This is a genomic window from Fictibacillus terranigra (genome assembly GCF_030412265.1).
GTDB lineage: Bacteria > Bacillota > Bacilli > Bacillales > Fictibacillaceae > Fictibacillus_C > Fictibacillus_C terrinigri.
The window spans coordinates 253,599-277,751 of sequence record NZ_JAUHLN010000002.1 but is presented as its reverse complement, the minus strand read 5'-3'; the positions used below and the strand labels follow the sequence as shown (position 1 = coordinate 277,751).

The window sequence follows — 24,153 nt, the reverse complement described above, 5'->3', positions numbered from 1 at the left end:
GATCCCTATTTTATGAAAAAAAGTAAACTGCCGGATTTTTCAGAGTCTTATTGGAGAGACTCCTGCCAGATACCCGAATATGAAGCTTTAACATCTGATTTGGAAGCAGAGGCTGTGGTAATAGGCGGTGGGATTACTGGAATTACAACTGCTTATCTCCTGGCTAAAGAAGGGGTTAAAGCCGTATTGATCGATGGCGGCAAACTTCTAAACGGAACGACCGGCCATACGACCGCAAAGATAACATGCCAGCACGGCGTCATCTATGACGAGTTGATCCAGCATTTTGGAATTGAACAAACAAAGCTCTACTATGAAGCGAATCATGATGGTCTGAAATTTATAAGATCCATGATTGAAGACCATCAGATCGACTGTGACTTTTCGGAAGAAGATGCGATCATTTATGCAGAGTCCGAATCCTATCTCAACCAAGTTCAAAAAGAATATGAAGCTTATCAAAAACTCAACATTAAAAGCGAATATTCAGATCGGATCGCATTGGATTTAGCTGTACACGGAGCGGTTGCGATGAAAAACCAGGCGCAATTTCATCCGGTTAAGTATTTAACGGCCCTCGTACAGGAAATTACAAAGAATGGGGGCAAAATCTTTGAGGGAACAACAGCAGTTGATATCGAGGCGAATAATCAGCTGCGGGTAGTTACAAGGGAAGGACATAAAATTTCCTGCAAATACGCCGTTGTAGCCTCCCACTTTCCTTTTTATGACGGTGCGGGATTTTATTTTGCAAGAATGCATCCTGAAAGGTCGTATGCCATAGGAGTGAAGGCTGTACATCCATATCCAGGGGGCATGTATTTGAGTGCGGACAGTCCTACTCGTTCTCTAAGATATACAGATGATAATGGTGAAAAGTTGATTATTGTAGGAGGAGAAAGCCATCAGACTGGACAGGACTTTTGTACAAGCAAACATTACGAAGCTCTGCATGATTTCAGTGAAAAGGTAATTGGAATATCTGAGATTCCGTACCGATGGTCAGCACAGGATTTAATCACTTTGGACAAAATCCCTTATGTTGGGAAAATAAGTGAAAATCGTGAGAACATCCTTGTCGCGACTGGTTATAGAAAATGGGGGATGACAAACGGAACCGCTGCGGCCCTCATTTTAAGAGACATTATTTTAGAAAAAAGGAATCTTTATGCTGATGTTTTTACACCTTCAAGATTTAAGGCTGATCCAAGCCTGAAAACCCTAGTAAGGGAAAATGCGGATGTGGCGAAGCATCTTATTGAAGGTAAACTCGAAATGCCGGATAAAACACCAGCAGATTTGGGCCCGGATGAAGGGGCTGCAGTGACCTTTAATGGTAAAAGGGCAGGCGCCTATAAGGATCCTGAAGGAAAGCTCTATGTTCTTGATACGACCTGCACTCACATGGGTTGTGAAGTTGAGTGGAACAATGCCGAACGCTCATGGGATTGTCCATGCCATGGATCACGTTTTTCTTATAAAGGAGAAGTTGTTGAAGGTCCAGCAAAAGATCCGCTGGAGAAACTGGATCAATAGATCAAAAAGAAAAAAGTGGCCTCCTTATATTATTGGAAGCCACTTTTTGCTGCATTAATAAAAGCTTGAAATAGGTTCAGCATCTCAGGAGAAGCGGTAAGCTCTTCAGGATGCCATTGAACACCGAGAATAAAATGGTCCCTGTTCCTGCCTTCAATGGCTTCCACGATTCCATCCGGGGCAAAAGCACAGGGAAGAAGAGGCGGAGCTGCAGAATTAATGGATTGATGGTGGAAGCTGTTCACTTGAACAGTCGTTGTTCCTGTCAGTTCGTACAGTAATGAATTACTCTTGATCACAACTTCATGTGTGGGAACATTTCGCGGCGCCTGCTGTTTATGTTTAATTGCCTGTTGCGCCTCAGCGGGAATGTGCTGAATCAGTGTCCCTCCAAAGGCAACATTGAGGATGTTCATTCCGCGGCATATGCCTAACAGAGGTTTTTTGTTCTGTTCAGCGAACCTTACAGCATGGATTTCGAATGCGTCCTGCATCCTGTTTACGGTGCCAAGTTCTGGCTTGGGATGCTGCTGATAGTAGAAGGGATCAACGTCATCTCCTCCAGGCAATACAATCCCATCACACTGCTTGATCATTTGTTCAGTCAACGTTTTGTCTACAGATGGCAGCAAGACGGGAAGACCACCCGCTTGAATAATGGCTTCACTGTATTTTTGGTGTAAAATACTGCTGTGTGTTCCATTATGATCGGCACTTGAGACTGGAATCACGATGATCGGGAAGGCTTTGTTCATAGGAAAATCCTTTCACCTTTATCTTTGTATTTGCAGTATGCCCCTTTGGTGATTACGTTATCAAAATAAGACCCATAACAATAAAAAAGACGCATGGATTGATATTATGCGTCTTTTTCGGCTTGCTTATAGATTAGCATTCTCAAACTCTCTTAAATCTTCTATTTCTGCCACTTTAAACCCGCTGTTTTCAATCTTGTGAACGAGCTGCTCCACTTGATCTTTTGACACAGAGCGGTTAAATGTAATGATGATCCGGCGCACGAACTGTTTGCCTGCATCCTGAGTGAATACTCCTTCAATGTTATAATCATCATTTATGGAAGAAAACAGCTTTTTCAAGGATCCTTTTCCTTCTGTTGTAGAAACAGTGAGCGAATATCCGCCTTTTTTGATGCCGTAGGAATCTTCAAGAATATCCATCACTTTTGAATGGGTAACAATTCCTTGAAAATAGCCGTTGTCATCAATAACAGCCATGAAAGGAAGGCGCCGGATCGAAAACAAGACTTTAAAATAGGGAGTGTCCTCAAAAACGAAGCTGTCCTTATCCTGTATCAGTTTGCTTACTGGATCAGATGTAGAGCCTGCGTCATCAATGATGTAATCGGACGTTGTTTCTTTATAGATCAGCCCACGAAACTTTTCTGCTTTTTCATCAAGAACGGGAATACATCGATAACCGGACTGAGTGAGCTGTCTTCTGCTCTCGCTGATGGATGTGTTCTCTGTGACGTACGTTACTTTCGTTTTTGGTATGTAGTTGGATTTAATCTTCATTTTGTCCCCCTATAGATAGAATGCGATCATTCCTTCTAGTTTCGTCACGCTTTCCATTATTCCCTTTTCGTAATCCTTTGAAGTCCCGACATATTTTCAAAAAATTATGATATTTTACAATTTCATCCAATCGACCCATGAGAATATTCCCTTTATTTTTCCATCTGTGTCGAATGATTGAGCCTTTTGTCGCAAGGAGACGGACTTTTGTATCCAGAAATAGGTAAGGGAGTAAACTAAAGGAGGATATATCATGAGAAAACCAGCAAAAAAAGCCGTGACGATCACAACAGCTGCCTTGCTTGCAGCAGGTTTATTTACGGGGTCTGCTGCAGCCGCTGCTCAAGGTAAACAAACCATCACTCCGCCGCATGTAATGAAAGGCGGCTACCATCCAATGCAAATATCGAGTCAGACAGCAAAAACTCCTTTTCAGGACCGTGCAAAACAAGGCAGCAGCTTAAATGTGATGGGACCTTCCAAACCCAGTTACAAGATGAACGTGTTCTATGACACAGCTAAGCATCAAATTTCAGGGAAGCTATCTGTAAAGTTTAAGAACAATTTGAAGAAAAACTTAGATGAGCTCTATTTCAATCTTTGGGGGAACGCCGACATGTTTGCAGAAAATGGAGGCAGCATGGACGTCAGCAATGTGAAAGTAGATGGCAAACGTTCAGTTTACAACGTTGATGGAACCGCGCTGCATATTCCCTCTGTAAAAATTAAAAAAGATAAGTCAGCCACTGTCAGCATGAATTTTACGGTGAACGTTCCTGAGCAGCAGGACCGCTTCGGCTGGTTCAAAAATACGGTATCGCTCGGAAACTGGTTCCCAATTCTTGCTGTCTATGACAATGAAGGCTGGAATGTAGACCCGTACTTCCATGCCGGTGAATCCTTCTATTCTTTAACAGGAGACTATGATGTTACAGTAACCACTGACAAAAATCAAGTCATCGCAGCCACAGGTACTGAGGCAGGGAAACCGCAGACGATAGGAAACTTGGCCGTACACCGTTATAAAGCCCATAATGTCAGAGATTTTGCAATGGAGATGGACCCCACCTACAAAGTTAAAAAAGGGCTGGTCAACAACGTTAAAATCAATGTTTACTATACAGCGGAACAAGCCGCTTATGCCGACTCCATGCTGAAGTCCGGCCTGAAGAGCATCGATTTGTTCAGCGATCATTTTGGCACCTATCCATGGCCTGAACTTGATATCGTTGGAATGGAAGGCTGGTTCGGCGGAATGGAATATCCTCAGCTCGTCATGATCAGTATAGCAGGACAACGTTCTCAAGAATGGGTAAGATCGGTGACCGCGCACGAGATCGGGCATCAATGGTTCTATGGGATTATTGGAGATAACGAATATGATGAGCCTTGGCTGGATGAATCCTTTGCAACCTATTCAGCAGCTTTACATGACAATGAGTTAAATCAGCTCACCACACCGGCCGTATCAAATAGTAAATATCATCTTTCCTCTCCAGTCTCAACATTTACAGCGGACGGAGACTCAGGGATTAGCGCTTACTATCAAATGATTTATGGCTACGGTTCCCGCACTCTTAATGATCTCCGTCTAAAAGTAGGGGACAAAGCATTCTACTCAGCGATGAAAGTCTACTTTAAAGAGAAAAAGTTTGGTGTGACGACGACGAAAGATTTCGTCACCATCATGGAAAGAGAAACCGGGAAAGACCTTGGAGAGTTTTTTAAAGATCACCGCGTGTATCTTTCCGATCAAGAATAGAGTACGATCACTGCAGATCACCGGCTCAATTATGAGCCGGTTTTTTCATGGTTGATAATTTCATGTACCGTAATTAAATGGATGTGATTGAAAAAAAGAGCTGAGGACTCAGCTCTTTTTCATGACATTAGAATATGATTTTCTATATTTACATTACGGTGAACATCCAGGTAACTCCATAACGATCCTTTAAGGAACCGTGAAGTTTGGAGAAGAAGGTTTCTTGAAGGTCCATATGAATGCTTCCGCCTTCTTTAAGCAAATTCCATGCGTTTCTAGCACGATCCTCTGAGTCAATCTCCACACTTATGCAGACCTTTTCACCGTTTTGAATGTCTCTATTCCCATCATAACCCATCACATATCCTGATTCCGTTAATTTCAATTGTGCATGCAATACAAGTTTTTTGTCATCTTCAGCTAAAGGAAATTCACGATTTGGAGGCATTTCACCGTATTTTTGTATAGCAACCATTTCTCCCTGAAACGCTCTTTGATATAAATGAAAAGCCTCTTCGCAATCCCTGTTAAACATTAAATAGGGTTTAATCGATTTACATTCTCCTATCATGAATAAGTTTGCCAAGCATTTTTGATCTTAATATGATCTTATCCGAACATTAGTTGTGTTTTCAATTACAAAGGCAGTCGAATGATTGAAAAACAGATATTCAGCGCCGCTCATGGTCATAATAAAATAAACAGATTATGAAATTAAGGGAGGGAGCTTTTTAAGTTGTTTCGAAGAAAAAGGTTTAAAAAGCTAGACAATCTAAATACGCAACAGGTATTGAAGCAACAAGTCCTTTCTTCAGATTTAAATGACAATCTTCAGGTTCTCCGCTCCATGTATCAGGATTGTTTCGATGTGGTCTTTCGGACCCTTTTGATGGGTGGAAAAACAAAGGCAGTTCTTGTATACATAGAGGGCTTATCCAATATTGAGGAACTCAATGACCATGTACTCGGCTCATTAATGGAAGAAACAGAAGGGGAAATTGATAGTCCACAGTCGGCTCTGCGGGAAAAAATGACCATTTCAAAACTGAATGAAGTGAAGACGTTTGCGGATTGTATAGAAAATATTTCAATCGGCAATCCTGTACTTTTGTTGGATGAAGCGGAAACAGGTCTTGCCTTGGGGCTTGGCAAGTGGGAAAAAAGATCGGTGGAAGAACCGACTGCAGAGAGCCTTGTAAGAGGGCCAAGGGAAGGTTTTGTTGAAACGATGGGAGTCAATACCTCCTTGCTCCGGCGAAAAATCAAAAGTCCTGACCTCAAAATGAAATCAATGAAAATTGGAAGCTATACCAGTACGGATATCGTGATTGCATATGTAGAAGGACTGGCGGATCAATCCCTCATTAAAGAAGTCGAAAACCGATTGAAGCGCATTGATATTGACAGTGTATTGGAAAGCGGATATATCGAGGAATTGATCGAAGACAGTCCTCGTTCTCCTTTTCCTCAACTTATTAATACGGAAAGGCCAGATACAGCCGCTGCTAACCTCCTGGAGGGGCGGGTAGTGATTTTGGTGGACGGTACTCCTTTTGCCCTGATTGCCCCCATTGGCTTTTTTTCGTTACTCCAGTCGCCAGAGGACTATTATCAGCGTGCCCTGGTTAGTTCAAGCATCCGCTTATTGCGTATGCTGTTTATGGGGCTATCTCTTGTATTGCCTGCGCTCTATGTAGGGGTTACTACCTACCACCAGGAGATGGTGCCCACATCGTTGCTGATTAGTGTAGCAGCTTCAAGAGAATCCGTTCCCTTTCCTGCGTTTGTGGAAGCGTTATTGATGGAAATTACTTTTGAAGCGTTGCGCGAAGCGGGGGTGCGGCTTCCCAAACAAATAGGGGCTGCTGTCAGTATTGTAGGCGCGCTGGTCATCGGTGAGGCCGCTGTCTCAGCCGGTCTGGTTTCAGCCCCGATGGTCATTGTTGTTGCTATTACGGGTATTTCATCTTTTATGATGCCCCACTATACACAAGGGTTGGCATTGAGGCTCCTGCGCTTTCCGTTGATTTTTCTCGCCGCTACGCTTGGTTTACTTGGCATTATGCTGGGGATTATCACGATCATCGTCCATTTATGTACTTTGCGTTCATTTGGGCTTCCATACTTAACACCAATCGCCCCTTTGCAAGGTCGTGAATTGAAAGATACCTTCTTCCGTGCTCCTTGGTGGATGATGAACACCCGGCCCCATTTAACTGGCAAATTCGATACTTACCGGAAAGCCTCCTGGAAAAAAACGAGTCCGAGTAAAGAGGAAAAATAGAGTATAGACCTAAAGGGAAGGACCAAAGAAATGAATCTCTTTCTATCACGAAAATTCATAATAACGCTCACTTCTCTTCTCTTACTTTCATCTAGTTTCCTTCTTACGGGTTGCTGGGACAGAAAAGAGGTCAATGATATGGCAATGGTATTGGGAGCTGCCATCGATAAAAGCAAGGGGAAAAACAGCATTGAGCTTACCATCCAAACTTTGAATCCCCGAAACGTGAGCAATGGACAGCAGGGAACTGGCGGTCGGGGATCCATCATTTCAGTGAGATCGGCGGTTGGAAAAAATATGGCAGATGCAGCGTCAAAGCTTCAGACAAAAATATCACGTCAAATCTTCTGGGGACACTGCAAAATTTTTATTCTTGGGAAGAAGCTGGCTAAACAGGGTGGGCTTGATCCGGAGATTGATTTTTTATTGCGTCATCCCGAGCCTCGGGAAAATGCCCATTTGTTTGTCAGTGATGGGAAGGCAGCTGATGTTATGGAATTAATGCCGCCACTGGATCAATACGAGGGAGAAGCACTCCGAAGGCTAGCTCAGATGCGTACGGGTGCTGCGGTTACAGTTAACGAATTTGAAGAGATGTTAACAGGCGATGCGGGTGGGGCAATCTTGCCCCTGATTAAGATACTGCCCCGGTTGCATGGGGAAGAAAAAAAAGAAACATCGGCATACATCGCAGGTACTGCGATCTTTAAGAAAGATAAAATGATCGGTCAAATCAATGCAAGGGTAACACGAGGATTATTATGGTTAAGAGATGAAATCAAAGTGTTGTCGATCACCGTATATCCGAAGAGAAGACAAACCATAGCGCTGGATCCTATACGGCAAAAAACAAGACTGGTCCCTAAAATCAAGAATGGAAAGTGGACGATCACGGCCAAGATCACTTCAGAAAATACAATTGTAGAAAATGGAACCCATCTTGATGCGATGAGTCTTGACGTTGTAAAACAGATTGAAGATAAAGCAAATAAAGCACTGAATCAGCGAATTAATGAGTCCTTAAGCCAGGTTCAGAAAGGAATGAATGTAGACGTGTTTGGTTTTGCTGAGGCTTTTCACCGCAAATACCCGAAAGAATGGGAGAAAGTGAAAGATCATTGGGATAAAGTCCTTCCGAAAGTGGTCGTCAATACCGATATTCGTATGCGGATACGCCGGCCTGGCTTATCTACCACACCGGCCGGGTTAAAGAAAGAAGAGATAAAAGAGAAATGAAATGGCCGACAATCATAGGGATAACAATAGTGGTCGTTCTGCTTACTTTTTATGAATGGCCAAAAATGGATCAACATCAGAAGAAGGAGAAAAAGGCTTTTGTTACCATTACAGCAATGGGGTGGCTTCTCGCCATTCTTCTTCTTTTTTTTCCGGACTTACCGGGTCCTACGCAGATGATCGACAGCCTTTTCAGTCCATTGGGTAAGCTGCTTGAGAAATAGGAGGATCATGTTTAGGAGCAATCACAAGGAGAAAAAAAGTATGATCAAAAACGGGACAATCGATCAATGCAGCAAAAGATAGGATTTATTCAGCTTTTTTATATCATGTTGGGTTTTGAAATTGGAAGCACTGTTATTTTCGGTCTAGGGGCAGAAGCCAAACAAGATGCATGGTTAGCGATCCTGGCGGGGATGTTTTGCGGCCTGGTTTTAATGTGGGTTTATACAAAGTTGTTTGAACACTACCCAGGACATACCCTTACCCAAATGATTCCAAAAATTGTGGGCCGATATATTGGCTACCCATTGAATGCCATCTATGTTCTTTATTTTATCTATCTAGCCTCACGAGTGGCGAGAGATTTTGGTGAACTTGTAGCCGGGACTATTTTGCCAAAAACCCCAATGCTTGTTGTGATCGGTGGTTTTATCGCTGTTATTGTTTATTGTTTAAGCGGAGGAATCGAGGTGTTCGGGCGTACGGGGGAGATATTGCTTCCTTTTCTGTTTCTCATAGCCATAGCAAGTTGGATTATCGTTTACAGCTCACAAATTTTTGATATAGCGCGGATCACGCCTATATTTGAAACAGGAATCGGAACGGTTTGGAGGGCCGCATTTCCCATAGTTGTTACGTTTCCATTTGGAGAGATGGTGCTTTTTATGATGTTTTGGCCAATGTTACATGATTTAAGGAAAGTGAAAAAATTAGGAATGATGGTTGTTCTTGTTTCAGGAATTCTATTGACTGTTAATATGATCAACGTTATTTCTGTCATAGGACCTAAATGGATAAGCGACAGAACCTATCCGTTGCTTACGGTGGTCAAGCTGGCATCGGTAGGAAATTTCATTGAAAGAATTGATGCCGTTGTGATTATAACGATGATCATAGGCGGATTTTTTAAAGTTGGGTCGTTTATCTATGGTGCTGCAATCGGAGCTGCTGAGTTGTTTAAATTGGTAAGCGCCCGTTCGCTGGTTGTTCTGTTTGGTGCGATCGTCGTACCATTGTCACTTATCATTGCAACTTCCTTTATGGAACATGTAGAAATTGGACTGAAGAAGGTCCCCTTATTTTTACATGTGCCACTCCAGATCATCATACCGTTTATTTTATTGGTCATTTCAGCAATTCGAAAAAGGTATAGAAGGACTTAGAACCTATTAAGTCTGTTTTTATGGTTGTGTGGAAATACTAAAGAAAAAATGCAATGGGGTAGATCAATGATTGAAAAAGGTAAAATTTCCTCCTTTCAAATGGCACTTATTATGTATCCAACGATTGCAGCAACCGCTCTCCTGACCGTTCCTGGCATTACAGGTTCTTATGCAGAGCGTGATATGTGGATATCGCCTATTCTAGGATCCGTTAATGGATTTTTTACAGCTTTTATCCTGTATCAGTTACACAGGATCTATCCAAAGGAATCTCTCATTCAATATGTTGAACTTATTATCGGTCGATTTTTTGGAAAGATACTTGGTTTTGTCTATCTGTTCTTTTTGCTCCATTTAGGCAGCATTATATTAAGAGAGTATTCAACATTTGTTAGTGTTTCATTCCTGCAAAAAACACCGCCGTTTGTAATCATTGGAGGAATGATTTTGGTCTGTGCTTTTGCTGTAAGCGGCGGAATTGAAGTGCTTGGAAGAACCGCAAACCTGTTCGTTCCAATTGTATTCCTTCTTCCGCTAATTACAGCCATACTCCTTTTGAAGGATTTCGACCCAAAGCATATGTTACCCATTATGGAGCATGGTTCTTTGCCTGTGATTATGGGCGCAGCTGCACCGCAGGTATGGTTTGGGGAGACTTTCCTCATCACTTTGATTCTTCCATTTTTATCTGATCGTGATAAAGGAATGAAATGGAGTATGATTTTGGTGATAGGAATAATGGTTAACTTTGTTATTACCAATTTGACAGCTATATTCTTATTTGGAGGATCTGCAAGTGGCTATGCCTTTCCATTGTTTACCGCTATCCGGTACATCACTGTATCAACCTTCTTTGAGCACCTTGAATCAGTCGCAATCGCCATATGGATTATGGGCATATTTATCAAAGTATCAATGTTCTATTATGCATTGGTTCTAGGAACGTCCCAATGGTTAAACCTTTCCGACTACAGACCAATCGTATTTCCATTTGGTTTTCTTTTGACTGTGCTTGGCTGTCAGTGGGTTGCTCCTAACTTCGAAGAACTCAACCATTTTCTCGTAACCATTTATCCTTTTTATGGGACATTGTTAATGACTTTGATTCCAGTTCTGTTACTTCTTATTGCATGGTTTAGGAAGAAACAACGTAACAAGGAGCAGGCTCCGAATCAATCTGTACAGTAAAACTTTCCGGAAATCGGTCTATCCAATCTTTTTGCAATCCATTATGATAAATATAAAACGCTTCCAAGAGAGGTTTTATATGGGATTGAAAAAAATAGGCCTATTCATATTTACAGCCGTATTCTGTTTAAACGCCGGCTATATGCTCTTTTTCGGAAGAGAAACGTTTCAGGTAAAGCCCTCCGCTGCACACTCGCAAAAATATGTTTATCATTTTGTCCTCATATCCGAGGAAATAGATAATGAATATTGGCGGCTTGTAGAAAAAGGAGCGAAAGCAGAAGCAGCAAAACGTCATATTCACTTGGACTATCTGGGGCCAAAGCAGGCGAACAATGAAGAACAGCTTACCTTTATCGATAAAGCCATTGCAGGCAAGGTCGATGGTATTATGACCCAGGGTGTCTCCAATGAAAAGTTTAACTACCTCGTTAATAAATCCGTACAAAAAGGAATCCCGCTCCTTACGGTTGATACCGATGCCCCGGAGAGTGAACGCCAGGTGTATGTAGGTTCTGACAATTACAGGGCAGGCAAGCTTGCAGGAGAAGAACTGGTGAGAAATACGCGCGGCAGACAAAAGGTTGGAATTGTAACGGGCCGGCTTGACGCGTCCAATCAGCAGCTGCGGGTAAAAGGATTTGAAGACGTTCTTGCCAAACATAAAAGATTAGAGGTCGTCGGGATTCAAGAATCGAACATCACAAAAAGTGGGGCACTGCAGGCTACCTATGAATTACTCAAGAATGATCCGGATATTACTGCCTTTTTTGGGACGAGCGCTTTGGATGGCATTGGGATCAGCCAGGTCACTTCACAATATCAAAGCAAGAAAAAACCATTCATTATATCCTTTGATACTTTACCCGGGACCATGGCTCTTATCCGTGCCGAACAAATTAATTCAACCGTCGGGCAGTATCCTTATCAAATGGGCGAAATGGCCGTCCGAACTCTTTTGTCGCTGAAAAAAGGAAAGCTGCCTCAACCGCTCCAATATACTAAGACCGATATCATTAAAAAAACGAAACCAGCAATGCTGTGGGGGGACTCAAGGTGAAAACGATCCGCAGCAAGCTATTACTCTATTTTTTTGTGTTTGTCCTTCTTTTTAACGTGGTTTCCATCTCCGTTTTTTTCAGCAGCAGATCCTTCTTGTTGGAGTATGATTCTCGCTTTAAGCAATTACTCCTTCTGAACGAAATCTCACAGACTTCAGATCAGCTCTATGATAAAGCCAACCAGTATGTGGTGGAAAGAAACAAAAAAGTAATCCATGAGTTTCACAAATTACGATATAAATTAAACGAAAAGACAGGATTGCTCCAACAGGATCAGAAAGGGTTTGACCGTATTCAGCTGCAAACCTATATCCATATGGTGCAAACCTTAATACAAGAATGCGAGTTATCGATCGGATTTGCTATTCAAGATGACATCGATCAATATTCATTGCATTTAAAGGAAGCGAGGAACACTTCTTCTTATCTTCAAGACACCACCTTGTCACTGATCGATCTTGAACTGACGGATTATCAATCATTTTATGCAGACCTCGAAAAGAGAAGTGAATCTTTCAAGTGGTTTACTTTGTTTCTATTTAATACGACGGTCTTGCTTGCCATCTTTTTTGCCCTTTGGTTCTCCAGAGGAATCAATAAACCTGTACAAATTCTATCGAAAGCCGCTACAGAAGTCTCGGCCGGAAAGCTTGATGGGAAGCCCATACTGATCCAGTCCAACGATGAGCTGAAGCTGCTCGGTGAAACCTTTAATCTGATGCGCAAAAACATCCGTCAGTACATCTCTGAGATGGAAGAAAAGTCCGAGCTTGATTCCCTGCTTAAAGAGCTTGAGCTGAAACATCTTCAGAATCAGGTCAATCCTCATTTCTTATTCAATACGTTGAATACCATCTCAAGGATGGCCTATTTTGAACAGGCAGACGAAACGTCGAGACTCATTCATTCTGTATCCACGCTGCTCCGATACAGTCTAAACGATATCAATCAATCTGTTCTCTTGCGTGAAGAAGTAAAGGTAGTCATTGAGTATTTTCATATTCAGCAGACAAGGTTTTCCGACAGGATCGCCTTTCACACCGACATTGATGAAGGGTGTACGAACATCTTAGTTCCGAGGCTGATTCTCCAACCCATTGTTGAAAATGCGTTTATCCATGGGGTTGAGAGCATGGAGGAAGGGGGAGAGATCTGCTTGTCCATTTATGATGAAGGAGAAACAATCATAGCAGAAGTAAAAGATAATGGAGCGGGAATGCCAGCCGGTGCATTAAAGAAACAGACAGGAACGGTTCATGTGGGCCATTCAACCGGCATTGGTCTGGAAAATGTGATGAGACGAATGGCGCTTTTCTATCAAGCCGATCAACTTGTAAAGATCCATTCCAGCCCCGGGTCTGGTACTTCGGTTAAACTTCTATTTCCCAAGAAGGACGGTGCTTCTATTGAAAGTAATCATAGCAGATGATGAAAGCCTGGAACGGAAAGCGTTACGAAGGATAATCGAAGATCACTTTCCCGATATCACGATTGCAGGGGAAGCTTCCAATGGAAGAATAGCCGTTGAATTGGCCAGAAAACACAAACCTGATTTTATGCTGATGGATATTAAAATGCCCGGCTTGAACGGAATAGAAGCCATTCAATCGATCAAAAGACAGCATCCAGCGATGCAATTTATCATGGTAACGGCCTATGAATCTTTTCAATATGCAAAAGAAGCGATGAAGGAGGGGGTAAGAGAGTACCTGCTAAAGCCCAGCACTGCAAAAGAAACGGTCCAAGCGATTCAAAGAGTTTGCCAGTCCATTTCTGAAGAGCGGGATAAACAAAACCGCTATTCTGCTACAACAGAGATTGTTTTAGAAAATATTCTATTAAAGATTCTGCAGTATGAGCATAACGATACGGTTCTTGAACCTTTGGCTGTCTTATTTCCAAATATGAAGAATTCCTTTATTTCTGTCGTGGAATGTGAGGAGAGCCTGCCATCAGAGCAAGTGATTTCTCTGCTTCATAAAAGATCTCCATTTCCATTTATTTCCCTGCCATATGGAAATCAGCTTGTATTGCTTTTTATGAGCCACGTGAGTAACCCTATCAACAATTCTTTGGAACTGGCAAAGAGAATTCAAGCGGAAGTATTTGGAAAATTATGGATGGGGGTGGGGAAGCCTTATACGGATTTGAAAGAGATTCGGCACTCTTATGAGGAAGCGGCTAAGACTGTTTATTTTCTAAAAAAGCAGAACAACGGGCGCTTTGCTCATATTTCCCAGGTTAACCCTTCAAAAGATACCGGTCTCACTGAAATCGTTGAGGCAATCTGCAATAACGATCCAAATGGAGCGAATAGCATGCTGGGTGGAAAAATATCATCTTCACAATCATTGGATTTATATATTTTACTGAGGGAAAGATTGGCTCAGGAAGAAATCGATGTCAGTGATTTTTCCTACCCTGAAAATAGAAAGGGGTGGATGGAGCTGATCTGGAACGCATGCAGAAAATGGAGTGACAACAAAGAGGCAAAGGATCCGGTGAAGCTGGCAAAGAAATATATCGATGATCACTACCACGAGGCCATATCTTTAGAGCAGGTAGCTGCAATGGCTGGATTGAGCCCGACCTATTTTACAAAATTGTTTAAAGAAGAAACCGACATGACGTTCATAGAATTTCTTACCGAGATCCGCCTTCGAAAAGCGCTGAAACTGCTGAATCAAAATCAATACAGCCTTAAGCAGATCAGTTACATGGTCGGCTATAAAGATCCGAACTATTTCAGCCGTGTATTCAAGAAGCAATACCTTCTTTCCCCTAAGCAATATGTCCGGCAAAAAGCAGATGTGGGCAAATCATAAAAAAGTGAAGATAAAGATAAAAAAGTACAGAAAATTGGCGAACAAGAACCCGCTGATCCTTTTTATACTAATAATGTAAGCGGTATCAACGCAAATGAAGGGGGAGGTTCACTTGAAAAAGAAAGTATGGATTTATGCTGTACTGGCTCTCAGTCTGATCCTGTCAGCCTGCAGCCAATCAAGCTCTGGCCAGCCAGACGAAAAGAAAAATTCAGGCAAGCTGGAGATCTTCAGCTGGTGGACAGGAGCCGGTGAAGAGGACGGATTAAAAGCTCTTATTAAGCTGTTTGAAGAAAAAAATCCTGATATCCCTATCGAGAATGCGGCTGTCGCCGGTGGAGCAGGAACGAACGCTAAAGCCGTACTGGCAAGCCGAATGCAAGGGAATGATCCTCCTGCTACTTTCCAGGTGCATGGCGGTTCTGAACTGAACGACGGATGGGTTGCAGCAGGCAAGATGGAGCCTTTGAATGATCTGTATGACAAAGAAGGATGGAATGACAAGTTTCCCAAACAGCTGATCGACATGGTCAGCAAGGACGGAAAAATCTACTCTGTACCTGTAGACATCCACCGCGGAAACGTTTTATGGTACAACAAGAAAATCTTCGCTGATAACAATCTTCAGGCTCCAAAAACGTTTGATGAGTTTTTCAAGGTGGCTGACCAATTAAAGAAAAAAGGTATCACACCTCTTGCACTAGGGGATAAAGAGCCGTGGACAGCGACTATGATTTATGAAAACATCCTTCTTGGAACGCTGGGAAATGAGGATTATCAGAAATTATGGAAAGGCGAAATGAAGTTTGACGACCCTAAAGTGAAGAAGGCGGCTGAAACGTTCAAAAAGATGCTTTCTTACATTAATTCTGATCACAGTTCAAGAAACTGGCAGGATGCTTCTCAAATGGTCGCCAAAGGTGATGCAGCGATGAACATTATGGGAGACTGGGCTAAAGGCTATTTTGTGAATGATCTTAAGCTAAAAGTGAACGAAGACTTCGGGTGGGTTCCGACACCTGGAACAGACAATCAGTTTATGATCATCACCGATACGTTCGGGCTGCCTAAAGGTGTCAGGAATGCTAAGGATGTTAAACAGTTCCTGTCTGTTTTGGGGTCAGTTGATGGCCAGGATGCTTTTAATCCATTAAAAGGTTCTATTCCTGCAAGAACAGACGCAGATGTTTCCAAGTATGATGAATACGGAAAACAGACCATTAAAGAGTTTAAAGCCGCCAAGCTGGCTGCCAGCCTGGCACATGGTTCAGCCGCTCCTGAAGGATTTGTCACAAAAGCGAACCAGGCGGTCAATATTTTTGTCACACAAAAGAACGTCAACCAGCTGATCGATTCGTTCAAGCAAGCGAGCAGCGAACTTAAAAAGTAAGGATGAGAGAAAAGAGGAGGAGGACATCCCTTCCTCTTTTCTTAATATCAACTAAAAATTAAGGAGGAACGGTTGGATGGAACCCAAAATATTGCCTTCTCTTCAATCAGGCTCTTCATTAGCCGTTTCAGCAAAGAAACGGAAAAGAAGAAATGCAGATCAGCTAATGTCTATTGTTTTTATTCTCCCTTCCATTTTAGCGATAGGAGTGTTTGTCTACGGATTCATCGCATGGTCAGGCTATGTTTCATTGACCAACTGGAACTCTCTTGTTCCAGATTTATCGTTTGCAGGCTTTAAGAACTACCTCTTCCTATTTAAAGACTTTCGGTTTCAGGCCGATTTGAGGAATACGCTGTTCTTTACGGTATTTTTTATCATTGCTGTTCTCGTCATGGGATTGATGCTTGCTGTATTCCTTGATCAAAAGATTCGCGGGGAAGGACTCTTCCGAAATATTTTCTTTTTTCCGATGGCCTTATCTTTTGTCGTCACTGGTGTCATCTGGCAGTGGCTGCTCAATCCGGCCACAGGGGTCAACCTCTATTTGAAGAAATTAGGTCTCGATTCCCTCTGGTACACTTCGGTAAAAATTATTCCTGGAGTCGAATGGGGGAAAATTCAGTTTGGTGTACCTGTTGCGGTTATCGCAGTCGTCATCGCCGCAGCATGGCAGATGACCGGGTTTTCAGTGGCTATGTATTTAGCAGGTTTGAGAGCCATCCCTGAAGAAATCAGAGAAGCGGCACGGATGGACGGCGCCTCCGAACTCCAGATCTATCGTAAAATCATTTTTCCCATTGTTGCACCGATCACTGTAAGTGTAATCATCATTATGGCGCATATTTCGCTGAAGATCTTTGATCTGATTTACGCCATGACAGGGCCTGGAGCCAATTTTGTGACAGATGTTCCTGGTGTCTATATGTTTGAGACCACTTTCAGGGGCAATTATTATGCAAATGGTGCTGCCATCTCCATCATCATGCTTGTAACCGTCGCCGTCTTTATCGTGCCTTACCTTATTTCAAGCAGAAAGGGTGAATCATAATGGCAGTACGTTCTGTTTACCGGTCGCTGCTTTACGCTCTGCTGATCATCTTAAGTCTTTTCTATCTTATGCCCGTTTATGTCATGCTCATTACGAGCCTGAAGCCGCTTGACCAGATTACGTTGTCCCAAATGTGGGAACTGCCGCATTCACTTGACTTCAGCAGCTATCAGCAGGCGTTTGAAAGACTTTCTCCCAATTTTATGAATAGTATTTATCTGGTCGTTCCGGCCACTCTTTTGTCCGCACTATTAGGCTCGTTAAATGGCTATGTGCTTTCTAAGTGGAAGTTTAAAGGAGCTGACTGGATCTTCACTGCCATTTTATTCGGGATGTTTATTCCTTATCAGAGCATATTGATACCTCTCATTCAATTTTTGCGTGAGGTGGGTCTTTATAACACCATCCCTGGTCTGATTTTTGTTCATGTCGTATACGGCATCCCGATTACAACACTTATGTTCCGAAATTTTTACGCCAGCATACCGGAGGAGATGATCGAATCCGCTAAGATTGACGGAGCTGGCATTTTTAAGATTTATCAGCACATCATTGTGCCCCTCTCCATTACTGGGTTTGTTGTAGTAGGGATCTGGCAGTTCACCAATATATGGAACGAGTTCCTGTTTGCGGTCACCATTACAACTTCCTCGCAGCAGCCCATCATGGTAGCCCTTCAAAATCTATCAGGGAGCCAGATTGTACAGTGGAATGTGCAGATGGCCGGCGCATTATTGGCAGCGCTGCCAACGCTTCTTGTCTATATTTTTCTTGGAAAGTTTTTTGTCAAAGGCCTCTTGGCAGGTTCAGTAAAAGGATAATATAAAGCAGACAGTCTGATTCTTGCAGAGCAGGCTGTTTTTTGATGTGCGTAAAATTTTTATGCGATTCGGACTTTTCTGTATACTAAAGGCAGACACACTAAAGGAGGATATCATGGATCAGAAAATATCGGACGAACGTATTCACCAAACGTTTAGGAAAGAAATTTTTGAGATCTTCGAAAATGAACCGTACGCGAAGTTTTTAGGCATCAAGTTAACTGACATTGGAGAAGGAACAGCAGCTGCTGAGGTACAGGTTCAGCCTCACATGCTAAATTCCCACGGCACGGCTCATGGAGCTGTCATTTTTGCATTGGCTGATTTCGTGTTCGCCGCTGCCTGTAATTCATATGGCAAAACATCAGTCGGACTTTCTACCACGGTAAATTTTATGGCGGCAGGAAAAGCCGGCAGTAAATTAAAAGCCGTTGCGTTGGAAGAAAAGAAAAATAACAGAACGTCCTGGTATAACATCAAGGTGGAAAGTGAAGGTGAGCTCATCGCTTCAATGGAAGCTCTAGCCTACAGGAAAAGCAGATATTTTGTCCCCGTGGAAAAAATGGACAAGCCTATACCCGAGTCCATTTAAAAACGTTATTTTTCTTTACAGGAAGGGAATGTACCATCGAAAGGTCATGAGGAGGTATAGGAATGAAAATCGATACCACAAAAACGAACAACATGCTTGAGAGCTATCGAACGGTTCGAGCTTTCAGTGAACAGCTGGTACAGCCGCTCAATCTGGAGGATTTTAACATTCAATCGATGGAAGATGCGAGTCCCCCTAAATGGCATCTCGCTCATACCACCTGGTTTTATGAAAAATTTATTTTAAAGGCATTCGGTGATGATTATAAGGGGTTTAATGATCAGTTTGATTATTTATTTAATTCTTACTATGAAACAATTGGCCCGTTTCATCCAAGAATTCAACGAGGGATGATCACCCGCCCCTCCGTTGAAGAAGTCCTTGAATATCGCCGGCATGTAGATTTACATATGGCCGATCTTCTTGCATCCAGCGTATTCGAAGATAAGAAAGAAGAGCTGGTCAGCGTTCTGGAAATAGGTTTACATCATGAGCAGCAGCATCAGGAACTCCTGTTGACAGATATTAAGCATAATTTGTCTCAAAACCCATTTCTGCCGTCTTATCGAGAACCGTTGACGAAAAATATACCTGCACCTCGAACTACTTCTTTTGTTCCTGTAGAAGGCGGGCTCATAGAGATTGGACACAGTGGTGAAGTGTTTTGCTTTGACAATGAGACACCACTTCATAAAGTGTGGCTGGAGCCTTATAAACTCTGTTCACATCTTGTGACCAACAAAGAATATTTGGCGTTCATGAATGATGGAGGCTACAAAAAACCGCAATACTGGCTGTCGGATGGATGGAATACAGTATGTAAATACCAATGGGAGTCTCCGTTATATTGGTTTAAACGGGATGAGGAATGGCATGTTTACACACTTGGAGGGGAGAAGATGCTTGACCCGCAGGAACCTGTATGCCATGTCAGCTATTTTGAAGCGGATGCTTATGCCAGGTGGGCAGGGAAACGCCTTCCTACCGAACAGGAATGGGAACATGCCCTAGCGGGCCAAGAAACAAACGGCAACTTTGCGGACAATGGAAATTATCATCCGGTACCTTTCGGATTAAAGGAAGCAGGTCCTTTTTATCAAGCATTCGGGGATGTGTGGGAGTGGACAAAAAGCCCGTACATTTCTTATCCTGGGAACAAACCGTATGATGGAGCCCTTGGAGAATACAACGCTAAATTTATGTGTAACCAAATGGTGTTAAGAGGGGGATCCTGTGCTACATCTTCCTCTCATTTTCGGCTATCCTACCGAAATTTCTTTCAGCCGGAGAAAAGGTGGCAGTTCAGCGGTATCCGTCTGGCTGAAGATGTTAAGAAGTAATTTTTCAAGATTTCCTCCTCCAAACATTGATGTTGACTCCTATGCTTTGCCTTAAATCAGGTTAAACTAATGATCATGTGAAGAGAAATCGCTAATCAGGTTTCAACATGGTTTGTGCAGTGAAAAAAATGGAACAACAAAATCTTTTGGAAAAGATCGGGGGATACTATGGCAGACATATATGACTGCATTATTATTGGAGGCGGGATCGCAGGTTTACAAGCTGGGATTCAGCTCGGCCGGTATAAACACAAAACGCTCGTTCTTGATTCCAACAACGGAAGATCCAATTTGTGCAAAAATTATCGGAACATTTTGGGTTGGCCAGAAGGAGTCAGCGGAGAAACGTTAAGGCGGAACGGAAGAGTGCAGGCTGAACGAGTAGGTGTTGCATTCAAGGTGCAAAAGGCTTTGTCGATGGATAAGAATGCCGGTGTTTTGGTGATTACAACCGATCAAGAGGAACGACTGAAAGCAAAAACTGTACTGATTGCGACCGGTGTTATGGACAGGCTGCCCGCAGATATCGCAAATTTAAAAAATTGTCTTGGGGAAACGATGTTTATCTGTCCGGATTGTGACGGTTATGAGGTTGAAGATAAAAAGGTGATTGTGATTGGTTCAGGTCAGGCAGGAGCCGGAATGGCGATCACCCTGAATTACTGGACAAAAGACATCATATTTATAAATCATGAACAGAAAGAGTTGGACAAATCAACACTGCAGGAACTTAAGGAATTGGGAATTAATCATATACCCAAACCCATCAGGGAAATTATAGTGGAGGACGAATCCATATTCAAGGGCGTACGGTTGCAAGGTGGAGAAACAATAGTGGGCGAACGTGGTTTTGTCGCCTTCGGAGGGAACAGAGTACATTCTGAACTCGCAGAAAGGCTAGGGGTACAGTTGGAGAAGAAACATATCGTTGTTAATGCAAGAACAAAAGAAACCAATATTGAAAATGTGTGGGCTGCCGGTGATGTGGTCGCCCATTCCGAACAGGTCACCATCGCCATGGGAGATGGTGTTCAGGCTGCAATTTGGATTCATAAAAGACTTCGTTCTGCAGCGCAACAATAAAGGGGGAACTCAGCAGGGATGAAAGCATTTGATGAAAAAATTGACCGGATGAACACTCACTCTGTGAAGTGGGATCACGCGGCAGAGATATTTGGTAAAGAAGATCTTTTGCCCATGTGGGTCGCGGACATGGACTTTAAAGCGCCTCAGCCGGTCATTGATGCCATGAAAAAAAGAATCGATCACGGGATTTTTGGCTATTCCATGGCTACACAAGAGACAAAGCAAATTGTCATGGATTGGTTGAGGAGAAGGCATAACTGGGATATCCAAAGCGATTGGATCGTTTTTACACCAGGAGTCGTTCCTGCTCTTTCCGCAGCGATCCACACCTATACTGAGGTAAATGATGGAGTACTGATTCAAAGTCCGGTATATTATCCCTTTGGTGACATGGTGAAAAAGAACAATAGAAAATTATTCAACAATTCTTTGCGGTATAATGGAAGCACATATGAAATGGATTTTGAAGATCTTGAGCGTCAATTTCAGAAGAATTCCATTAAACTGATGCTGCTATGCAACCCGCATAATCCTGTGGGCAGGGTCTGGACAAAAGAGGAGCTGGAAAAATTAGAGAAGCTTTGTATTCAATACGATGTATTGGTGTTCTCTGATGATATACACTTTGATCTCATTTATAAGAAGTATAAACATACGATTTTTTCTGCATTATCACCGGAGATTCAGGACAAAACGATTACCGGTATAGCGCCTAGCAAAACGTTTAACCTTGCAGGACTCCAATTTTCGACCATCATTATTCCAAATAAAAAGCTAAGAACTCGATTTAATGAATACTTAGCAACGGTCGGATTTTTTTCCCCGGGCTCATTAGGGATCATCGCCGCGGAAGCCGCCTATCAGCATGGTGAGGAATGGCTGGAAAGGTTAATGGAATATTTAGAGAACAACCTTGACTATTTGAAAAATTTTGTAAAAGTGAAGCTCCCGGAAATCAAGATCATTGAGCCTGAAGGAACATATTTAGTGTGGCTTGATTTCACTCATTTGAAAATGGATCATAAAAAGCTGGAAAGCTTTATGCAAAATGAAGCAAGGCTGGCATTCGATGAAGGTTATATCTTTGGTAAAGAAGGAGAGGGCTTTGAACGGATCAATATCGCCTGTCCGCTGGAGACATTAAAAGAAGGCTTGACTAGGCTGGAGCAAGCGATAAAAAAACAAAATGTGATGTGATGATTCCCTGAACTTGGTTCAGGGTTTTTTTATATTGGCAAAATTTACAGCGTCATTTGGGTTGAAAAACATTGTAATTCTTAGTAAAATGGCAAACTGTGTGAAGAGGATCGGCCGAAGAGAAAGGAGGGTCATGATGCAGAACGTAATGGAAAGAAAATCTCTTTCAGCTGATAAAGGACGAAAAAGCTTAGAATTTCAAGTGCTTCGAATGCAAAACGATTTAAAAGAAATCGCCAAAAAGTGGGATATCCTTGGTGTCGAACAGACAAAAGATGAACATTTGACCATTGTTTACAAATTAGAAAACAAGCACCAATGTAAAATCATGCTGAATGACTGCTCCACTTCTTTTCAAGGGATTTGGGATTTTTCCATCGATGCTATATATGAAGACAGTGACAGTATTTTTATAGGAGACATACGGGGCCCAGCCAATAGGGGCTACGGTTCAATATGTATTCAATATTTACAAGAATTAGCAAAGGACCAGAACATCCCCTATATTAGAGGTGACATCGCCCCTAGAGACTGGGATCATGTAAACCGGTTGGTTCATTTTTACGAAAAGCACCGTTTTTCTGTTCATTTGGATGAAGAAAGCAAATCCGGAAAGATCGTCTGGAATGGCTAAAAGCCCTACCATAGGACCATTTTTCATTATATCCCTTTGTCATACGTTTATAAAGCTTGTGCCCGGGTAAGTAAAGACCCAAAAGCTTTTATAAGGAGGCGTCTTGAATGGGTAAGGATGTCCTTGGTGTATATCACTATGATGAAGAAGCGGTAAGTGCCGTAGAGCAATTAAAGTCAGATGGTTATGATATCGATGAGATCTCTTTTGTCATCAATCATGAAGGTTTCAAACGTAAGCTTGAAACCAAAACCGGAGCTGCGGTTGATATTGTTAATCAAGAAGAAACGTTTTTGAAAAAAATAAAAAATTTATTTTCCAATGACTCGTATACCAATAATTTTGAGAACAAATTGGCAGGCTTAGGTTTGCCAGAGAACAAAGCCATGACTTATGCACCAGAACTGGAAGCAGGCAAGATTTTAATCCTTGTAGGCACAAATTATCAATACGAAGATAAAAGGTAATGACTCATCGTAAAAACGAATCCAGTTCCGTCCAACAGGGGCTGGTTTTTATTATAATTGTTAAATATTTCAAACCAAATATAAATTTATTAATACAACATTTTACACGTTGATTAGCGAGGATGAATTTTGATTCCTCGCTCTTTTGCTATAAAAGGTGTGAAGAATAGGTTTCCTTTGTGAGGATCTAGGAGGTGCAAGATGATGAACGAACGTGCATGAAATGTGGAGCTGGAATATGAACCTCAAAAAAATACAATGGTGCTCCATTAAAACTATAGGAGGTTTTTCAAATGAGTATCCCCATTCTAAAGATCAACGAGTCTTTGCTCGTATCCATTCAGGAAGTATTGGACGGCCAGTCGGCATTACAGCTACAGGAAGATCTTTTAAACAAAATTCAATCCGCTAATGCGACAGGGATTGTGGTCGATATGTCATTAGTGGAGCTCGTCGATTCGTTTATAGCTAAAATTCTAGTTGATATCGTTAATATGTCTGATTTGATGGGAGCCAAGGTCATTTTAACGGGAGTACAGCCACCTGTAGCCATTACGCTGAACGAGATGGGAATCTCCTTGAAAAACATCTCGACCGCTCTCGATGTGGAACAAGGTATAGAATCATTAAAAGCACCGACCGGAAGTTTGGAAAATTAACATGAAAGCATGCGGACTCAATCCGGTCCAGCATGCTTATTTAGTTGCGAGTATAAAGATAAACCTATAAATTATCGACAATCTTTTGTTTTATTTCCTCCTTA

Annotated in this window: 23 protein-coding genes; 20 read left to right on the top strand and 3 right to left on the bottom strand. The window is 42.3% G+C overall.

Translation table 11 applies throughout. The features are described from left to right. The first annotated feature begins 12 nt into the window (after positions 1-12). Positions 13-1,536 carry an FAD-dependent oxidoreductase gene (locus tag QYF49_RS09185; RefSeq protein ID WP_290399321.1) on the top strand — a complete coding sequence of 508 codons (1,524 nt, stop codon included), beginning with the start codon at positions 13-15 and terminating at the stop codon, positions 1,534-1,536. Between the two features lie 29 nt (positions 1,537-1,565). On the opposite strand, the gene QYF49_RS09180 is transcribed toward QYF49_RS09185, so the two are convergent. Both QYF49_RS09180 and cbpA read right to left on the bottom strand, forming a co-directional pair. Next, complete coding sequence (locus tag QYF49_RS09180; RefSeq protein ID WP_290399320.1) at positions 1,566-2,291, bottom strand: gamma-glutamyl-gamma-aminobutyrate hydrolase family protein; 726 nt, start codon at positions 2,289-2,291, stop codon at positions 1,566-1,568. Positions 2,292-2,417: 126 nt separating this feature from the next. Further along, complete coding sequence (gene cbpA / locus QYF49_RS09175; protein ID WP_290399319.1) at positions 2,418-3,071, bottom strand: cyclic di-AMP binding protein CbpA; 654 nt, start codon at positions 3,069-3,071, stop codon at positions 2,418-2,420. A 253-nt stretch (positions 3,072-3,324) separates the two neighbouring features. Between cbpA and QYF49_RS09170 the strand changes: the two genes are divergently transcribed. Continuing rightward, positions 3,325-4,833 (top strand): M1 family metallopeptidase, encoded by a 1,509-nt coding sequence (locus tag QYF49_RS09170; RefSeq protein ID WP_290399318.1) that lies wholly within the window; start codon positions 3,325-3,327, stop codon positions 4,831-4,833. Between the two features lie 148 nt (positions 4,834-4,981). Here QYF49_RS09170 and QYF49_RS09165 read toward each other — a convergent pair whose 3' ends face one another. Continuing rightward, a complete protein-coding gene (locus QYF49_RS09165) occupies positions 4,982-5,404 on the bottom strand; it encodes a VOC family protein (protein ID WP_290399317.1) in 423 nt (140 codons plus the stop codon). A gap of 165 nt (positions 5,405-5,569) precedes the next feature. On the opposite strand from QYF49_RS09165, the gene QYF49_RS09160 reads away from it, so the two are divergent. The 18 genes from QYF49_RS09160 (at position 5,570) to QYF49_RS09075 (ending at position 24,049) form a co-directional block, all read left to right on the top strand. Further along, complete coding sequence (locus tag QYF49_RS09160) at positions 5,570-7,117, top strand: spore germination protein (RefSeq protein ID WP_290399316.1); 1,548 nt, start codon at positions 5,570-5,572, stop codon at positions 7,115-7,117. A gap of 30 nt (positions 7,118-7,147) precedes the next feature. Then, positions 7,148-8,353: a Ger(x)C family spore germination protein gene (locus tag QYF49_RS09155; RefSeq protein ID WP_290399315.1), complete on the top strand. Its 1,206-nt coding sequence runs from the start codon at positions 7,148-7,150 to the stop codon at positions 8,351-8,353. After that, positions 8,350-8,577 (top strand): hypothetical protein, encoded by a 228-nt coding sequence (locus QYF49_RS09150; protein ID WP_290399314.1) that lies wholly within the window; start codon positions 8,350-8,352, stop codon positions 8,575-8,577. The genes QYF49_RS09155 and QYF49_RS09150 overlap by 4 nt, the downstream gene beginning before the upstream one ends. A 66-nt stretch (positions 8,578-8,643) precedes the next feature. Next, complete coding sequence (locus tag QYF49_RS09145) at positions 8,644-9,738, top strand: GerAB/ArcD/ProY family transporter (RefSeq protein ID WP_290399313.1); 1,095 nt, start codon at positions 8,644-8,646, stop codon at positions 9,736-9,738. A 66-nt stretch (positions 9,739-9,804) separates the two neighbouring features. After that, positions 9,805-10,926 (top strand): GerAB/ArcD/ProY family transporter, encoded by a 1,122-nt coding sequence (locus tag QYF49_RS09140; protein ID WP_290399312.1) that lies wholly within the window; start codon positions 9,805-9,807, stop codon positions 10,924-10,926. Positions 10,927-11,005: 79 nt separating this feature from the next. After that, on the top strand, positions 11,006-11,986 hold the full coding sequence (locus tag QYF49_RS09135; RefSeq protein ID WP_290399311.1) for a sugar-binding protein: 981 nt from the start codon (positions 11,006-11,008) through the stop codon (positions 11,984-11,986). Next, entirely contained in the window at positions 11,983-13,416 is a 1,434-nt protein-coding gene (locus tag QYF49_RS09130; protein WP_290399310.1) for a sensor histidine kinase, read from the top strand. Before QYF49_RS09135 ends, QYF49_RS09130 begins: the two co-directional genes overlap by 4 nt. Next, positions 13,394-14,812 (top strand): response regulator, encoded by a 1,419-nt coding sequence (locus QYF49_RS09125; protein WP_290399309.1) that lies wholly within the window; start codon positions 13,394-13,396, stop codon positions 14,810-14,812. The genes QYF49_RS09130 and QYF49_RS09125 overlap by 23 nt, the downstream gene beginning before the upstream one ends. A gap of 94 nt (positions 14,813-14,906) precedes the next feature. Further along, a complete protein-coding gene (locus QYF49_RS09120; RefSeq protein ID WP_425589561.1) occupies positions 14,907-16,202 on the top strand; it encodes an ABC transporter substrate-binding protein in 1,296 nt (431 codons plus the stop codon). Positions 16,203-16,368: 166 nt separating this feature from the next. Then, positions 16,369-17,253 (top strand): carbohydrate ABC transporter permease, encoded by an 885-nt coding sequence (locus QYF49_RS09115; protein ID WP_425589582.1) that lies wholly within the window; start codon positions 16,369-16,371, stop codon positions 17,251-17,253. Continuing rightward, positions 17,253-18,074, top strand: a complete 822-nt coding sequence (locus QYF49_RS09110) for a carbohydrate ABC transporter permease (RefSeq protein WP_290399306.1) — start codon at positions 17,253-17,255, stop codon at positions 18,072-18,074. Before QYF49_RS09115 ends, QYF49_RS09110 begins: the two co-directional genes overlap by 1 nt. A gap of 115 nt (positions 18,075-18,189) precedes the next feature. After that, a complete protein-coding gene (locus tag QYF49_RS09105) occupies positions 18,190-18,666 on the top strand; it encodes a hotdog fold thioesterase (protein WP_290399305.1) in 477 nt (158 codons plus the stop codon). 62 nt (positions 18,667-18,728) lie between these two features. Next, positions 18,729-20,006 carry an ergothioneine biosynthesis protein EgtB gene (gene egtB, locus QYF49_RS09100; protein ID WP_290399304.1) on the top strand — a complete coding sequence of 426 codons (1,278 nt, stop codon included), beginning with the start codon at positions 18,729-18,731 and terminating at the stop codon, positions 20,004-20,006. A 168-nt stretch (positions 20,007-20,174) separates the two neighbouring features. Then, positions 20,175-21,089 carry an NAD(P)/FAD-dependent oxidoreductase gene (locus QYF49_RS09095; RefSeq protein WP_290399303.1) on the top strand — a complete coding sequence of 305 codons (915 nt, stop codon included), beginning with the start codon at positions 20,175-20,177 and terminating at the stop codon, positions 21,087-21,089. Between the two features lie 18 nt (positions 21,090-21,107). Further along, complete coding sequence (locus QYF49_RS09090; protein ID WP_290399302.1) at positions 21,108-22,289, top strand: MalY/PatB family protein; 1,182 nt, start codon at positions 21,108-21,110, stop codon at positions 22,287-22,289. 133 nt (positions 22,290-22,422) lie between these two features. Then, positions 22,423-22,923 (top strand): hypothetical protein, encoded by a 501-nt coding sequence (locus tag QYF49_RS09085; protein ID WP_290399301.1) that lies wholly within the window; start codon positions 22,423-22,425, stop codon positions 22,921-22,923. Between the two features lie 107 nt (positions 22,924-23,030). After that, positions 23,031-23,390, top strand: a complete 360-nt coding sequence (locus QYF49_RS09080) for a YflT domain-containing protein (RefSeq protein WP_290399300.1) — start codon at positions 23,031-23,033, stop codon at positions 23,388-23,390. A 293-nt stretch (positions 23,391-23,683) separates the two neighbouring features. Continuing rightward, complete coding sequence (locus QYF49_RS09075) at positions 23,684-24,049, top strand: STAS domain-containing protein (protein WP_290399299.1); 366 nt, start codon at positions 23,684-23,686, stop codon at positions 24,047-24,049. The last annotated feature ends 104 nt before the right edge of the window (positions 24,050-24,153 follow it).

Coding starts and splice junctions, on each gene's coding strand:
- QYF49_RS09120 (WP_425589561.1), top strand. CDS start 14,907: ATGAAGGGGGAGGTTCACTTGAAAAAGAAAGTATGGATTTATGCTGTA.
- QYF49_RS09140 (WP_290399312.1), top strand. CDS start 9,805: ATGATTGAAAAAGGTAAAATTTCCTCCTTTCAAATGGCACTTATTATG.
- QYF49_RS09155 (WP_290399315.1), top strand. CDS start 7,148: ATGAATCTCTTTCTATCACGAAAATTCATAATAACGCTCACTTCTCTT.
- QYF49_RS09090 (WP_290399302.1), top strand. CDS start 21,108: ATGAAAGCATTTGATGAAAAAATTGACCGGATGAACACTCACTCTGTG.
- cbpA (WP_290399319.1), bottom strand. CDS start 3,071: ATGAAGATTAAATCCAACTACATACCAAAAACGAAAGTAACGTACGTC.
- QYF49_RS09165 (WP_290399317.1), bottom strand. CDS start 5,404: ATGATAGGAGAATGTAAATCGATTAAACCCTATTTAATGTTTAACAGG.
- QYF49_RS09110 (WP_290399306.1), top strand. CDS start 17,253: ATGGCAGTACGTTCTGTTTACCGGTCGCTGCTTTACGCTCTGCTGATC.
- QYF49_RS09075 (WP_290399299.1), top strand. CDS start 23,684: ATGAGTATCCCCATTCTAAAGATCAACGAGTCTTTGCTCGTATCCATT.
- QYF49_RS09150 (WP_290399314.1), top strand. CDS start 8,350: ATGAAATGGCCGACAATCATAGGGATAACAATAGTGGTCGTTCTGCTT.
- QYF49_RS09105 (WP_290399305.1), top strand. CDS start 18,190: ATGGATCAGAAAATATCGGACGAACGTATTCACCAAACGTTTAGGAAA.
- QYF49_RS09080 (WP_290399300.1), top strand. CDS start 23,031: ATGGGTAAGGATGTCCTTGGTGTATATCACTATGATGAAGAAGCGGTA.
- QYF49_RS09145 (WP_290399313.1), top strand. CDS start 8,644: ATGCAGCAAAAGATAGGATTTATTCAGCTTTTTTATATCATGTTGGGT.
- QYF49_RS09170 (WP_290399318.1), top strand. CDS start 3,325: ATGAGAAAACCAGCAAAAAAAGCCGTGACGATCACAACAGCTGCCTTG.
- QYF49_RS09180 (WP_290399320.1), bottom strand. CDS start 2,291: ATGAACAAAGCCTTCCCGATCATCGTGATTCCAGTCTCAAGTGCCGAT.
- QYF49_RS09185 (WP_290399321.1), top strand. CDS start 13: ATGAAAAAAAGTAAACTGCCGGATTTTTCAGAGTCTTATTGGAGAGAC.
- QYF49_RS09115 (WP_425589582.1), top strand. CDS start 16,369: ATGTCTATTGTTTTTATTCTCCCTTCCATTTTAGCGATAGGAGTGTTT.
- QYF49_RS09135 (WP_290399311.1), top strand. CDS start 11,006: ATGGGATTGAAAAAAATAGGCCTATTCATATTTACAGCCGTATTCTGT.
- QYF49_RS09095 (WP_290399303.1), top strand. CDS start 20,175: ATGGCAGACATATATGACTGCATTATTATTGGAGGCGGGATCGCAGGT.
- egtB (WP_290399304.1), top strand. CDS start 18,729: ATGAAAATCGATACCACAAAAACGAACAACATGCTTGAGAGCTATCGA.
- QYF49_RS09085 (WP_290399301.1), top strand. CDS start 22,423: ATGATGCAGAACGTAATGGAAAGAAAATCTCTTTCAGCTGATAAAGGA.